The 12,827-nt window shown below is 50.9% G+C and carries 12 protein-coding genes; 7 read left to right on the top strand and 5 right to left on the bottom strand.

The window, feature by feature from the left end:
* Positions 1-15 precede the first annotated feature (15 nt).
* The 5 genes from murC to lpxC all read left to right on the top strand — a co-directional run bounded on the left by murC (position 16) and on the right by lpxC (position 6,059).
* A complete protein-coding gene (gene murC / locus Q4491_RS11540; RefSeq protein WP_192015818.1) occupies positions 16-1,473 on the top strand; it encodes a UDP-N-acetylmuramate--L-alanine ligase in 1,458 nt (485 codons plus the stop codon).
* 299 nt (positions 1,474-1,772) lie between these two features.
* A complete protein-coding gene (locus Q4491_RS11545) occupies positions 1,773-2,525 on the top strand; it encodes a cell division protein FtsQ/DivIB (RefSeq protein ID WP_218384327.1) in 753 nt (250 codons plus the stop codon).
* 26 nt (positions 2,526-2,551) lie between these two features.
* Complete coding sequence (gene ftsA, locus Q4491_RS11550; protein ID WP_027253673.1) at positions 2,552-3,808, top strand: cell division protein FtsA; 1,257 nt, start codon at positions 2,552-2,554, stop codon at positions 3,806-3,808.
* A 33-nt stretch (positions 3,809-3,841) separates the two neighbouring features.
* Positions 3,842-5,026, top strand: coding sequence for a cell division protein FtsZ (gene ftsZ, locus Q4491_RS11555; RefSeq protein WP_027253672.1), 1,185 nt, complete (start codon positions 3,842-3,844; stop codon positions 5,024-5,026).
* Positions 5,027-5,141: 115 nt separating this feature from the next.
* Complete coding sequence (lpxC, locus tag Q4491_RS11560) at positions 5,142-6,059, top strand: UDP-3-O-acyl-N-acetylglucosamine deacetylase (RefSeq protein ID WP_192015816.1); 918 nt, start codon at positions 5,142-5,144, stop codon at positions 6,057-6,059.
* Positions 6,060-6,123: 64 nt separating this feature from the next.
* On the opposite strand, the gene Q4491_RS11565 is transcribed toward lpxC, so the two are convergent.
* Positions 6,124-6,582 (bottom strand): DUF721 domain-containing protein, encoded by a 459-nt coding sequence (locus Q4491_RS11565; protein ID WP_237794638.1) that lies wholly within the window; start codon positions 6,580-6,582, stop codon positions 6,124-6,126.
* A gap of 402 nt (positions 6,583-6,984) precedes the next feature.
* Here Q4491_RS11565 and secA point away from each other — a divergent pair, with 402 nt between their 5' ends.
* Both secA and mutT read left to right on the top strand, forming a co-directional pair.
* Complete coding sequence (secA, locus tag Q4491_RS11570) at positions 6,985-9,702, top strand: preprotein translocase subunit SecA (protein WP_192015814.1); 2,718 nt, start codon at positions 6,985-6,987, stop codon at positions 9,700-9,702.
* Between the two features lie 118 nt (positions 9,703-9,820).
* A complete protein-coding gene (gene mutT / locus Q4491_RS11575) occupies positions 9,821-10,219 on the top strand; it encodes an 8-oxo-dGTP diphosphatase MutT (protein WP_192015813.1) in 399 nt (132 codons plus the stop codon).
* Positions 10,220-10,257: 38 nt separating this feature from the next.
* Here mutT and yacG read toward each other — a convergent pair whose 3' ends face one another.
* From yacG to Q4491_RS11595, 4 genes are read right to left on the bottom strand one after another with little or no spacing between them, the layout of a single operon-like run.
* The gene (gene yacG / locus Q4491_RS11580) at positions 10,258-10,461 is read right to left on the bottom strand and encodes a DNA gyrase inhibitor YacG (protein WP_192015812.1); all 204 of its coding nucleotides are present in this window, start codon (positions 10,459-10,461) and stop codon (positions 10,258-10,260) included.
* 7 nt (positions 10,462-10,468) lie between these two features.
* A complete protein-coding gene (gene zapD, locus Q4491_RS11585; RefSeq protein WP_303457642.1) occupies positions 10,469-11,233 on the bottom strand; it encodes a cell division protein ZapD in 765 nt (254 codons plus the stop codon).
* A 38-nt stretch (positions 11,234-11,271) separates the two neighbouring features.
* Complete coding sequence (gene coaE / locus Q4491_RS11590; protein WP_303457645.1) at positions 11,272-11,883, bottom strand: dephospho-CoA kinase; 612 nt, start codon at positions 11,881-11,883, stop codon at positions 11,272-11,274.
* Positions 11,880-12,767: an A24 family peptidase gene (locus Q4491_RS11595; RefSeq protein ID WP_303457647.1), complete on the bottom strand. Its 888-nt coding sequence runs from the start codon at positions 12,765-12,767 to the stop codon at positions 11,880-11,882. The genes coaE and Q4491_RS11595 overlap by 4 nt, the downstream gene beginning before the upstream one ends.
* Between the last annotated feature and the right edge of the window lie 60 nt (positions 12,768-12,827).

Here is a 12,827-nt window from a genome sequence, read left to right on the forward strand (position 1 = left end):
GAAGAGAACAGAGTGATGAGTAAACTGGATAACCAGCAAATAGCCAAAATCAGAACCATGGTGCCAGAGATGCGCCGCGTTGAGCGTATTCACTTTGTTGGTATCGGCGGGGCCGGAATGAGTGGCATCGCCGAAGTATTATTGAATGAAGGCTACCGTATCAGTGGTTCGGACATTACCCCAAACTCAGTCACTGAGCGTCTTGGCGAGCGTGGTGCAGAGCTGTTTTTTGGTCACGCGAGTACGAATGTTGAGGGGGCCAGCGTGGTGGTGGCCTCGACCGCAATATCGGCGGAAAACCCCGAGCTGAAAGCGGCTCGTGAGTTACGTATTCCCGTGGTCCGCCGTGCGGAAATGCTGGCCGAGCTGATGCGCTATCGCCATGGCATTGCGATTGCCGGTACGCACGGTAAGACAACCACAACAGCACTAACTACACAGATTTATTCCGAAGCCGGACTGGATCCGACCTTTGTTAATGGCGGCCTGGTGAAGAGTGCCGGTACCAATGCACGCCTGGGTTGCAGCCGCTATCTGATCGCTGAAGCCGATGAGAGTGATGCCTCTTTTATCCACCTGCAGCCCATGGTGTGTGTGGTTACTAACATTGAAGCTGACCATATGGAAACTTATGGCGGTAACTTTGAAAACCTGAAGCAAACCTTTATTGATTTCCTTCATAACCTGCCGTTTTACGGGCTGGCCGTGATGTGTATTGATGATCCTGTGGTACGGGAATTGCTGCCACGTGTGGGGCGTCAGGTCATTACCTACGGTTTTGCCGAGGATGCCGATGTCCGGTTGGTGAATTATCGTCAGCAGGGCCAGCAAGGACATTTCTCGATTCTGCGAAAAGGGAAACCGGAGCTGTCAGTCACACTCAATATTCCGGGACAGCACAATGCCCTCAATGCCGCCGCGGCCGTTGCTGTGGCGACGGAAGAAGGCGTAGAGGATGACGCTATCCAGCGCGCGCTGGTTGAATTTGAAGGAACCGGCCGCCGTTTTGATCATCTGGGTGAATTTGACAGCGGCAACGGCAACGTGATGCTGGTGGATGACTATGGTCATCACCCGAGTGAAGTGGATGTCACCATTAAAGCCGCTCGTGCTGGCTGGCCGGGTAAACGTCTGGTGATGGTATTCCAGCCTCACCGTTATACCCGCACCCGCGACCTGTATGATGATTTTGCCAATGTGCTGGAGCAAGTGGATGTACTGCTGATGCTGGATGTGTACAGCGCAGGTGAAGTCGCGATCCCCGGTGCTGACGGACGTTCACTGTGCCGTACCATTCGCGGACGGGGTAAGCTCGATCCGATTTTTGTGCCCAGCACAGCGGCATTACCGGGAGCTTTGGCCAATGTTATTCAAGAGAATGACCTTGTTCTGACGCAAGGTGCTGGTGACGTTGGTAAAATTGCCCGACAGCTGGCCGCGATGGCGCTCAGCGTGCATGAAATGAAGAAATAATATGCCGGTGTGGCATTTAAACGCTAAAATCTGGATTATTTTGTGTCACTTTCTTGCACTTCTTCGCTAAGCTTGAAGAGAAAGCCAGAATAATCCTGCTTTTGCATGCACTTTGATGTCTAAGCACAGGAAATTGCGAACAATGGTTGGAGAGCATCGAGTTGGTCGGTATAATCGGCCAGCTTTGTTGTTATATCCTGATTCTGGTGAAATTTTGTGGCTGATAAGTCATCACTTGTCTTGTCTGGTCCATAAAATAACGGCAGACTGACATGATTCAGGAAATAAAGTGTTAAACCATGACAGAAACAGCCTTGAAACAGAGTAACTTGATTGGCAGTACTTTGTCCCAGTGGCGGGGTTTAAGCTTTCTGGTGCTGGTCATAACCGCTATGGCTTGGTTGTTTGTCGCGGTAGTGCACTGGATGACAGATGCAAACCGATTGCCGTTATCCCAATTGATTATTCAGGGTGAGCTGCATCATCTGACCACAGATCAGGTCAGACAGGGCATTCTTGAAATGGGCTCACTGGGCAGTTTTATGCTTCAGGATGTGGACGAGCTTCAGCATGCCCTGGAGTCTTTACCCTGGGTTGCTCAGGCATCGGTACGAAAGCAATGGCCGGATACCGTAAAAGTGTATCTGGTTGAGCATCAACCAGCTGCTGTCTGGAATGACAAGTATCTGGTTAACCTGCAAGGGCAGGTGTTTCATGCCCCGTCTTCCGATGTGTCGGGCGAGCCTATGGTAACGCTGGAAGGACCGGATGGCAGCAGTGAGGAAATGCTCAAAACCTGGCGTGAAATGCAACCCGAGTTGCAGCGCGGCGGTTTAGAAATTGTCAGGCTGTCGTTAAATGAGCGGCGGTCATGGCGAATCTGGCTAAGCAATGGAATCCGGCTGGAGTTGGGTCGGGAAGCCAGAATTGAGCGTATCAAACGGTTTTTATGGTTATACCCGGATCTGGAACAGCAGGGTAAAGCCGTTGATTATGTTGACCTCCGCTACGACACAGGTGTTGCTGTTGGATGGCAACAGAATAATGAATAAGTGGTTCAGGAAAAGAGCGTGCGCTAATGACGAAGGCTACAGATAAAAAACTCATTGTTGGCCTTGATATCGGTACTTCCAAAGTATGCGCTTTGGTCGGCGAAGCATTACCTGACGGCCAGGTGAATGTCATTGGTGTGGGCAGCAGTCCGTCTAAAGGCATGGACAAAGGCGGCGTCAATGATCTGGAATCTGTCGTCAAATCTGTGCAAAGGGCGGTTGACCAGGCAGAATTAATGGCCGACTGCCAAATTGCCTCTGTTTATTTGTCGCTGTCTGGTAAACATATTCGTTGCCAGACCGAAAAAGGCATGGTGCCGATTTCTGATAAAGAAGTGACTCAGGATGACGTGGATAACGTCATTCATACTGCCAAATCGGTGAAAATCAGCGATGAGCATCGCACTCTGCATGTGATTCCGCAAGAGTTCGCCATTGACTACCAGGAAGGTATCAAGAACCCTGTGGGTTTGTCCGGCGTCCGGATGGAGGCCAGCGTTCATATGATCACTTGCCATAATGATATGGCACGTAACATAGTGAAAGCCGTAGAGCGTTGCGGCCTGAAAGTGGATCAACTGATCTTCTCCGGGCTGGCTGCCAGTTATGCTGTACTGACGGCAGATGAGCGTGAACTGGGTGTGTGCGTGATAGATATTGGTGGTGGCACCATGGACATGGCTGTCTGGACAGGTGGTGCATTGCGGCATGCGGAAGTGATTCCTTACGCAGGCAATGTGGTCACCAGCGATATCGCTTATGCCTTTGGCACACCGCCAGGTGATGCTGAGGAAATCAAAGTGAAGTACGGTTGTGCACTGAGCGAGCTGGTCAGTAAAGATGCCAAAGTCGACGTACCGAGTGTGGGAGGTCGGCCATCGCGCAGCCTGCAAAGCCAGACATTGGCCGAAGTCATTGAACCGAGATACAGCGAGTTGCTGGGTCTGGTTAATCAAAAGTTGGTGGAAATACAAGAACAATTGCGTAATACGGGTGTTAAACACCAGCTGGCCGCTGGGATAGTGTTAACCGGTGGAGCCTCACAGATGGAAGGGCTGGTCGAATGTGCTGAGCGGGTATTCCGTAATCAGGTACGTTTAGGCCGACCGCTGGCATTGAGTGGTTTAACGGACTATGTCCAGGCCCCGCATTACGCGACAGCAGTAGGCTTACTGCATTACGGAAAGGACAGTCAGACATTTGAAGATGGTGAACTTGAACCAAAACGGTCAGTTGCAGGTCTGTTCACTAAAATTAGTGGTTGGCTAAGAAAAGAATTTTAAACCTGATGCGAACAGGAAGAACGGAGAGAACACATGTTTGAACCGATGATGGAATTGTCTGATGAAGCGGTAATTAAGGTCATTGGCGTTGGCGGTGGTGGTGGTAACGCTGTCGATCACATGGTTCGTGAATCGATCGAAGGCGTACACTTTATCAGTGTTAACACTGATGCGCAGGCTTTGCGTAAGAGTAACGTCGGCACAGTGATCCAGATTGGTGGTGATATCACCAAAGGTTTGGGCGCAGGCGCTAACCCTCAGGTTGGTCGTGATTCAGCCCTGGAAGATCGTGAAGCGATCAGGGAAGCATTAGAAGGTTCTGATATGGTCTTCATCGCTGCAGGCATGGGGGGCGGCACAGGTACAGGTGCGGCGCCTATCATTGCTGAAGTAGCGAAAGAGCTGGGAATTCTAACGGTTGCTGTTGTCACTAAGCCATTCAGCTTTGAGGGCAAAAAACGTTTGGCGTTTGCGGAACAGGGCATTGAAGAGCTGTCCAAACACGTTGATTCGTTGATTACGATTCCAAACGAGAAGCTGCTGAAAGTGCTGGGGCGTGGTATCACGCTGTTAGACGCTTTTGCAAAAGCAAACGACGTACTGAAAAACGCCGTTCAGGGTATTGCTGAGCTGATTACCCGCCCGGGTATGATCAACGTCGACTTTGCAGACGTACGTACTGTGATGTCCGAAATGGGTCATGCCATGATGGGTAGTGGTGTTGCGACAGGTGAAGACCGAGCGGAAGAAGCAGCAGAAATGGCGATTTCCAGCCCGCTGCTGGAAGACATCGATCTGGCTGGTGCCCGTGGTGTTCTGGTGAACATTACTGCCGGTCTGGATATGCGTCTGGACGAGTTTGAAACTGTCGGCAATACAGTGAAAGCTTTTGCTTCTGATAACGCAACTGTGGTGATCGGTACGTCTCTGGATCCGGATATGACCGATGAGCTGCGTGTGACAGTTGTGGCAACCGGTATTGGTAAAGAGTCTCGTCCGGATATTACTCTGGTCACCAGCTCAGCCAAACCTGCAGCACAGGAAAAGCCTGTGATCCAGGAGAAGGAAGAGCCGATCGCAGCTAAAACGCCGGCACAACCTGCTGTTGCTGAGAAAAGTGTTCAGTCAGGGTCAGCCGCTACGGCCGCTAAGCCTAAGCAGCAAGCCGATCATGACTATCTGGATATCCCAGCATTTTTGCGCAAGCAGGCAGACTAAGTTTAAAAAATTTGGGTTAGGTCACGTTTGGTGGTAATATGAGCGCCTGGCCGCCCTCAAGTTTGCAGATTGGTGGCCGATAAATAGTCATCAGTCAGTTGAGACGAGTAAGCAGATGATCAGACAACGTACACTAAAAAGCATCGTTAAAACGATTGGAGTGGGTTTGCATTCCGGGCGTAAAGTGACGCTTATTCTGCGGCCTGCTGCCGCAAATACTGGTGTAATCTATCGTCGTACGGATCTAAATCCGCCGGTGGATTTCCCGGCTAATGCAGATTCTGTGCGAGATACTATGTTGTGCACCGCGCTGGTGAATGATCAGGGCGTACGCATCTCAACTGTCGAGCACCTGAATGCTGCCCTTGCTGGTATGGGTATTGATAACGTTATTGTGGAAGTGGACGCACCGGAAATTCCTATTATGGACGGTAGCGCCAGCCCCTTTATTTATCTGTTGCAATCTGCCGGCATTGAAACGCTGAATGCGCCTAAGCGTTTTCTGCGTTTGAAAAAAACTGTTCGCGTTGAAGATGGCGATAAATGGGCGGAGCTGCGACCGTATAACGGTTTCCGTCTGGATTTCGCGATTGAATTTAATCATCCGGCGATTGATTCCGAGCAGCAGCGTCTGGTACTGGATTTTTCCAGCCAGTCGTTTGTGAAAGATATCAGTCGTGCCCGTACTTTCGGTTTTATGCGTGATATTGAGTATCTGCAGTCTCAGAACCTGTGTCTGGGTGGCAGCTTCGATAATGCTATCGTGCTTGATGATTATCGCATTCTGAACGATGAAGGTCTGCGTTTCGACAATGAGTTGGTGACGCACAAAGTACTCGACGCTATCGGCGACCTGTATATGTGTGGTCACAACATTATTGGTGAAATGGTGGCTTATAAATCCGGTCATGCCCTGAACAACATGCTACTGCGCGCTGTACTTGCTGATCAGGAAGCCTTTGAATGGTCGACATTCCAGGACGAAGCCGAAGTACCGGTAACCTTTGCCCAGCCTGGCATGGTACTGGCGTAAAGCTAAGCAATTAAAGAAAAAACGTCAGACTCTGTCTGGCGTTTTTTTTCACCTGTAGTGTCGGTTACTGGTTGTTTTGTTTGGCGAGAGCAGCCAGTCGCTCCAGACGGGCTTTGACTTTGGCTGGGGCATCCTGAGCGGTTTCCATCAGAGACTGCGCAGCTTTTTGTGAAATGGGCTTACGTTTCAGCACAGAGGTGCTGTTGGTTTTCACTGTCGTTGCCGCCAGAGCCGGATTGACACTGACCCTGATATCCTGAAGCTGAGGCAGCATATGCTCACGGAGCCGTTGTATCAACTGGTTCCGTTCATAATTCAGCCGCATTGACCAGGCCGCCGATGCGACTTCAATCACTAATATTCCTTGCCGGTAGTTGCTGACACGGCAGAGTTGCGCGCAATTGAGATGCTGCTGTACCTGCACATTGAGCTTATGCAATGCCATGGCTCTTTGCTGGATATTGCCCAATGCCGTTTCATCATCCAGCAGGCTGGCTGTTGTTTGTGGGCGGTGATCTCTCATTTTGACGCCGTAAAAATGAATTTAATGAATGTAAAGAACGCACCGAACGGAGTGAGATCTAAATTTTACTATCTGATCACTAAGTTATCGCCTTAATGATAGGCGGACCAGAGAATATTTTTTATCATAACAAATTAAGGGAGCGGCCTGCGCTTTTTCTGGCGTTGAGGTGCATGGTTCCAATTCGTAAAGCATGATATTGTGCCTTGATTGCCCTTGAAATTTAGCAAGGGAAACACAATATCTCCATCACAGACATTTGTTTTCAACCCAGCTTGAAGTTAACGAATAGTATTGGGAAGGGCGGAGCATGGAAGGGCTTCGTTTTGATTGCAATTTATTGAGTACTCAGCCTGCGCTTGTGCTGGGATCTGACATCACAAAGAGTAAAACGGCATAGCCATGTTATCAAAACTACTGACTAAAGTTATCGGCAGCCGCAACGACCGTACCATTCGACGTTTGCGTAAAATTGTTGATGAGATCAACAAGCTAGAACCACAATTTGAAAGCCTGCAGGATGAAGAGCTGAAGGCTAAGACGGCAGAGTTCCGTCAGCGTCTGGAACAGGGAGAATCGCTGGATCAGCTGCTGCCTGAAGCCTTCGCAACCGTACGCGAAGCCTCTAAGCGTGTGTTCGGTATGCGTCATTTTGATGTGCAGCTTATCGGCGGCATGGTGCTCAATGACTGCCAAATTGCAGAAATGCGCACTGGTGAAGGTAAAACACTGACAGCCACCCTGCCGGCTTATCTCAACGCACTGACGGGCAAAGGCGTTCACATTGTGACAGTGAATGATTACCTGGCCAGCCGTGACGCAGAAACCAATCGGGCACTGTTTGAATTCCTGGGAATGACAGTGGGCGTGAACCTGTCTCAGATGCCGCCACCGGTGAAAAAAGAAGCCTATGCGTGCGATATATTGTACGGCACCAACAACGAGTTTGGCTTCGATTACTTGCGTGACAACATGGCTTTCCGACCGGAAGACCGAGTGCAGCGTGAACGTTTTTTTGCGGTTGTGGATGAAGTGGACTCCATCCTCATCGATGAAGCCCGTACCCCTCTGATTATTTCCGGCCCTGCTGAAGACAGCTCTGAGCTCTATACCCAGATCAACACACTGATCCCTGAGCTTGTCAAAGAGGACAAGGAAGACAGCGAAGAATATCGTGGTGAAGGCCACTACACGGTTGATGAGAAATCAAAGCAGGTTCACCTGACAGAAAATGGTCAGGAGTTTGTCGAAGAATTGCTGAAGCAACGCGAGTTGATGCAAGAAGACGACACCTTATACTCACCTGCCAATATTTCTCTGCTGCACCATGTGAATGCTGCACTGCGTGCGCATGTGTTGTTTGAGCGTGATGTTGACTATATCGTCAAAGATAACGAAGTCATCATTGTTGACGAACACACGGGTCGTACCATGCCGGGCCGTCGCTGGTCTGAAGGTCTGCATCAGGCGGTTGAAGCCAAAGAAGGCGTTAAAATCCAGAATGAAAACCAGACGCTGGCCTCTATCACTTTCCAGAACTATTTCCGCCTGTATGAAAAACTGTCTGGTATGACGGGGACAGCGGATACCGAAGCCTTCGAATTCCAAAGCATTTATGGCCTGGAAACTGTGGTTGTGCCAACTAATAAGCCTATGATCCGTGATGATATGGGTGATTTGGTTTACATGACCGAAAGAGAAAAATTCGTCGCTATCACCGAAGATATTCATGCCCGTGTTGCCAATGGTCAGCCAGTGCTGGTGGGTACGGTCTCGATTGAAAAGTCTGAGCTGCTTTCCAGCCAGCTGAAAAAAGCCGGTATAGCGCATCAGGTTCTGAATGCCAAATTCCACGAAAAAGAAGCGGATATCGTTGCTCAGGCAGGTAAACCTGGCTCGGTGACTATCGCGACCAATATGGCTGGTCGAGGTACCGATATCGTATTGGGTGGCAGTTGGCAGAGTGAAGTCGAAGCCCTGAAAGAGCCGACTGAGGAGCAAATTGCTGCTGTTAAGACGGCATGGAAAGAGCGTCATGCTGCGGTGCTTAACTCGGGTGGCCTGCATATCATAGGCACTGAACGCCATGAATCGCGCCGGATCGACAACCAGCTGCGTGGCCGTGCCGGTCGTCAGGGGGATGCCGGTTCTTCACGTTTCTACCTGTCGATGGAAGATGGCCTGATGCGTATTTTCGCCTCAGACCGGGTGTCCGCGATGATGAAAAAGCTGGGCATGGAAGAAGGTGAAGCTATCGAACACCCATGGGTGACGAAAGCCATCGAGAATGCGCAGCGCAAAGTTGAAGGCCGTAACTTCGATATCCGCAAACAGTTGCTGGAATTTGATGATGTGGCGAACGACCAGCGTAAAGTGGTGTACGAACTGCGTGATGAACTGATGCACGCCGATGATATCAGTGAAATGATTTCGCATAATCGCGAAGATGTGCTGAACAGCGTGATAGATACCTATATTCCACCGCAGTCACTGGATGAAATGTGGGATATCCCTGGCCTGCAAGAGCGCCTGAAAGCAGACTTTGACCTGGATTTACCGGTTCAGCAGTGGCTGGACAGCGATGATAAGTTGTATGAGGAAGCATTACGCGAGCGCATTGTTGCTGAAGCTGTCAGTGTGTACAGCAGCAAAGAAGAAGCTGTTGGCGCCCCAGTGCTGCGTAACTTTGAGAAAACCGTGATGCTGCAGAATCTGGATACACTCTGGAAAGAGCATCTGGCGGCTATGGATCATCTGCGTCAGGGGATTCATCTGCGCGGTTACGCTCAGAAGAACCCGAAACAGGAATATAAGCGTGAGTCTTTCGAACTGTTCCAGGGCATGCTTGAAAACCTGAAAACCGACGTCGTGGCTATCCTGAGCAAGGTACGGGTGCAGCAGCAGGATGAAGTGGAACGTGTCGAAGCGGAACGCCAGCGCATGGCCGAAGAAATGGCCCGTCGCCAGCAATTCAACCATCAGGAAGCAGCCAGTGCCGTGGCCGAAACCAGTCAGGGCGGGGAAGATTCCCCGGCCGGTGAGCGTAAGGTTGGCCGCAACGAGCCGTGTCCTTGCGGTTCTGGCAAGAAATACAAACAATGCCATGGCCGAATTAGCTGATTTGGCAAGGTAATTATTCAAAGGCCGCGAATGCGGCCTTTGTTTTTTTCTGTCAAAGGTTAAAATCAGTCAAGTGCTCTGCTGACAGAGCGAAATAGTATTTGAACAGGTAAGCAGCGTGAATAAAAAACGAGTCTGGATATCGGCGGGCATTATCCTGAACCGCCAGCAGGATAAAGTATTCATCACCCGTCGTGCCGAAACGGCCCATAAAGGCGGCTTCTGGGAATTTGCCGGCGGTAAGGTAGAGCTGGGAGAAACGGCAGAGCAAGCGGTTATTCGTGAACTGAACGAAGAAGTGGGGATTACAGCCACCGAGCTGGAGCACTTTATTGAGTTAGAGCATGACTATCCGGAAAAAGCCTTAAAGTTCGATTTTTTCCTGATCAAGGCCTTTGATGGCGAAGCGTACGGCCGTGAGGGACAACCCGGCCAATGGGTGACATTGGATGCGCTTCGGGAATTCACTTTCCCCGAAGCCAACTATCCGGTTATTGATAAGCTGCTGGCTCGATAAAACCAGCAGATTTGGTAGCGGGCTGTTGACCCGCTATGTTACGCGTTATCTTCTGACCAGCCGTCTGAGTCTGACATGTCAGGGGCACCGGGTATGGCTTTTTCTTCTGCTGCCCATTCCCCTAAATCGATGAGCTGGCAACGTTTGGAGCAAAAAGGCCGGTACGGACTGACTTCTCCCCATACAACGTCGGCCTGGCAGGTAGGGCATTGGACTATCGTGGGTGTTCTTTGTTGCGACACGGGAACCTCAGCAAATCGCTAGTGTGAATTCAATTCTTTCGCTAACCGGATTATTCGTCGTGCTCTGCCCCTCATCAAAGGGCATGAATCGGATGGCAAACCGGCTACGGTGACCGGATATCATAGGGTAAACCCCATAGCTGGGGCAAATTTGCAATCGTAACAGGCTGGCATTTTCCGCATCATGCTGGAAAAAACCGTTGCGGGCTATCTGGGGTTTAAAGTGGCCGGATTCCCTGGTGACTCTCAGCCATAGCTGAATCGCCTGCGCCATTGGCTTGAGTTGATCTAACCAGTACGCCATATCTGCCTGTTTGCCGTCCTGCGACAGGTGTAACCAGTGATGCAGGCTGGGCAAATCGAAACAGCAGCTGCCGCCGGGCAGTGAGAAGCGCTGTTTGATCCCGGCCAGGAAGCGATCTTCACGTAAGATCTGGCCCAGACGCGGCGCTGCGATCAGGTTGTGGTGGATGGACGCCATTTGATCCAACAGCGACAGCACGGCGCTTTGATCCACACCGTCGACATCCAGCCAGAGCTTGAGCTGAGACTGCTGCTTATCCAGATCTTTGGCCAGCTCACTTTTCACCTGGATCTGATCAAGAATATCCAGCACATCAAACAAAGCACGGAAAAAAAGCTGATATTGCCAGGGATCTTCCGATTCACTGGTGTGATTCATTTGGAGCAATAAATACTCCAGTCGCAGGTAAATACGGACTTTTTCGTTTAACGGGTGTTCAAAACGGGTTGTCTGCCGGTTAGTCTGCATAGTGCGGGCCTGTTATTCATCTCTTGATCAGCGCTGTATCAATTGCGATCAGCCTGCTCACTCAGGAGCAGATATTGCTGATGCAGCCGGGCAACTTCACCGCGTAACTGGTGGCTGTCACCATTGTTATCAATCACATCGTCAGCCGCCGCAAGCCGTTGCTCCCGGGTGGCCTGGGCCGCCAGAATTTTACGGACCTGATCGTCGTTGACCTTATCTCGAACCGTGGTACGGGCTATCTGTATGTCTTCCCGAACATCAATCACCAGCAGTCTGTCGGTCATGGCTTGCAGCTGATTCTCCACCATTAAGGGTACAACTAACAGGCAATAAGGCGAGGTGGCGTTATTGATATCCTGTTTCATTTGCTGGCGAATCATGGGATGCAGCAGGCTATCCAGCCAGGCTTTTAACGCTGGCTCATTAAAGATAGCCTCTCTGAGTTTACTGCGATTGAGCTGGCCATCTGTCAGCAGGATGTCATTCCCGAGGCGTTCAGCAATGGCTTTCAGGCCTACTGAGCCTGGTGCCACGACGTCTCTTGCAATCAGATCGGCATCAATAATATCAATGCCATAGTTGGCAAACAGGTTAGCCACTGTGGTTTTACCGCTGCCAATGCCGCCCGTCAGGCCGACTACCAAAGTCATAATGGATATCCTAAATATGTTCCTACATACCAGCTAAGAACGGGGGTTCCCCAAAGCAGGGCGATCCACCCGGCCAGAGCAAGATAAGGACCGAATGAAAACGGTGTCTGCATACCCGCTTGACTGTCACTGTGTTGCATACGCAGTAAAATGATGCCACAGATAGCGCCGAGCAAGGAAGAGAGCAGGACAATAAAAGGCAGCAACTGCCATCCGGCCCAGGCTCCCAGTGCGGCCAGGAGTTTGAAATCGCCGTAACCCATGCCTTCCTTGCCGGTGAGCAGCTTGAATATCCAGTACAGGCTCCAGAGCGACAGGTAACCGACCATGGCTCCAATCACGGCAGATTCCAGACTGACCGGGCTGACATCCAGCAGGGCCAGCAGCAAGCCTGCCCACATCAGGGGCAGAGTGAGCTGATCCGGCAGCAGCATTTTATCGATATCAATGAAAGTCAGAGCTATCAGGGCACAACCGGCGCCAATCACTGCCAGGCTCCAGGCCGAGAATGGCAACACCAGTGCGGCGGCCAGCGCCGTGAGTGCCGTCAGAAGCTCGATGGCCGGATACCGGGCACTGATTTTTGTTTTGCAGTGGCTGCACCGGCCACGGAGCAAGACCCAGCTAACGACAGGAATATTTTCCCAGGCGCGGATCTTATGCTGGCAGTGCGGACAGCTGGAAGCCGGTACACTGAGATTAAAAACGGGCTGAGGGCCAATTTCTGCATGTTCCGAAAAACACTCGGCGCAATCTGCGCGCCACTGTCTTTCCATCATGACAGGCAGGCGCAGGATGACCACATTCAGAAAGCTGCCGGCAATCAGGCCGAAAATAGCGGCTGCCAGAGGGTAAAGCCAGGGATAGTAGGTCAGTAACGCCATGAGATTACTCATTTTCCATCAAGATATCCGAAGAACCGTTATTTTAGCCTGATTTTGCCG

This window comes from Photobacterium sp. 2_MG-2023 (assembly GCF_030547675.1).
Classification (GTDB): domain Bacteria; phylum Pseudomonadota; class Gammaproteobacteria; order Enterobacterales; family Vibrionaceae; genus Photobacterium; species Photobacterium arenosum.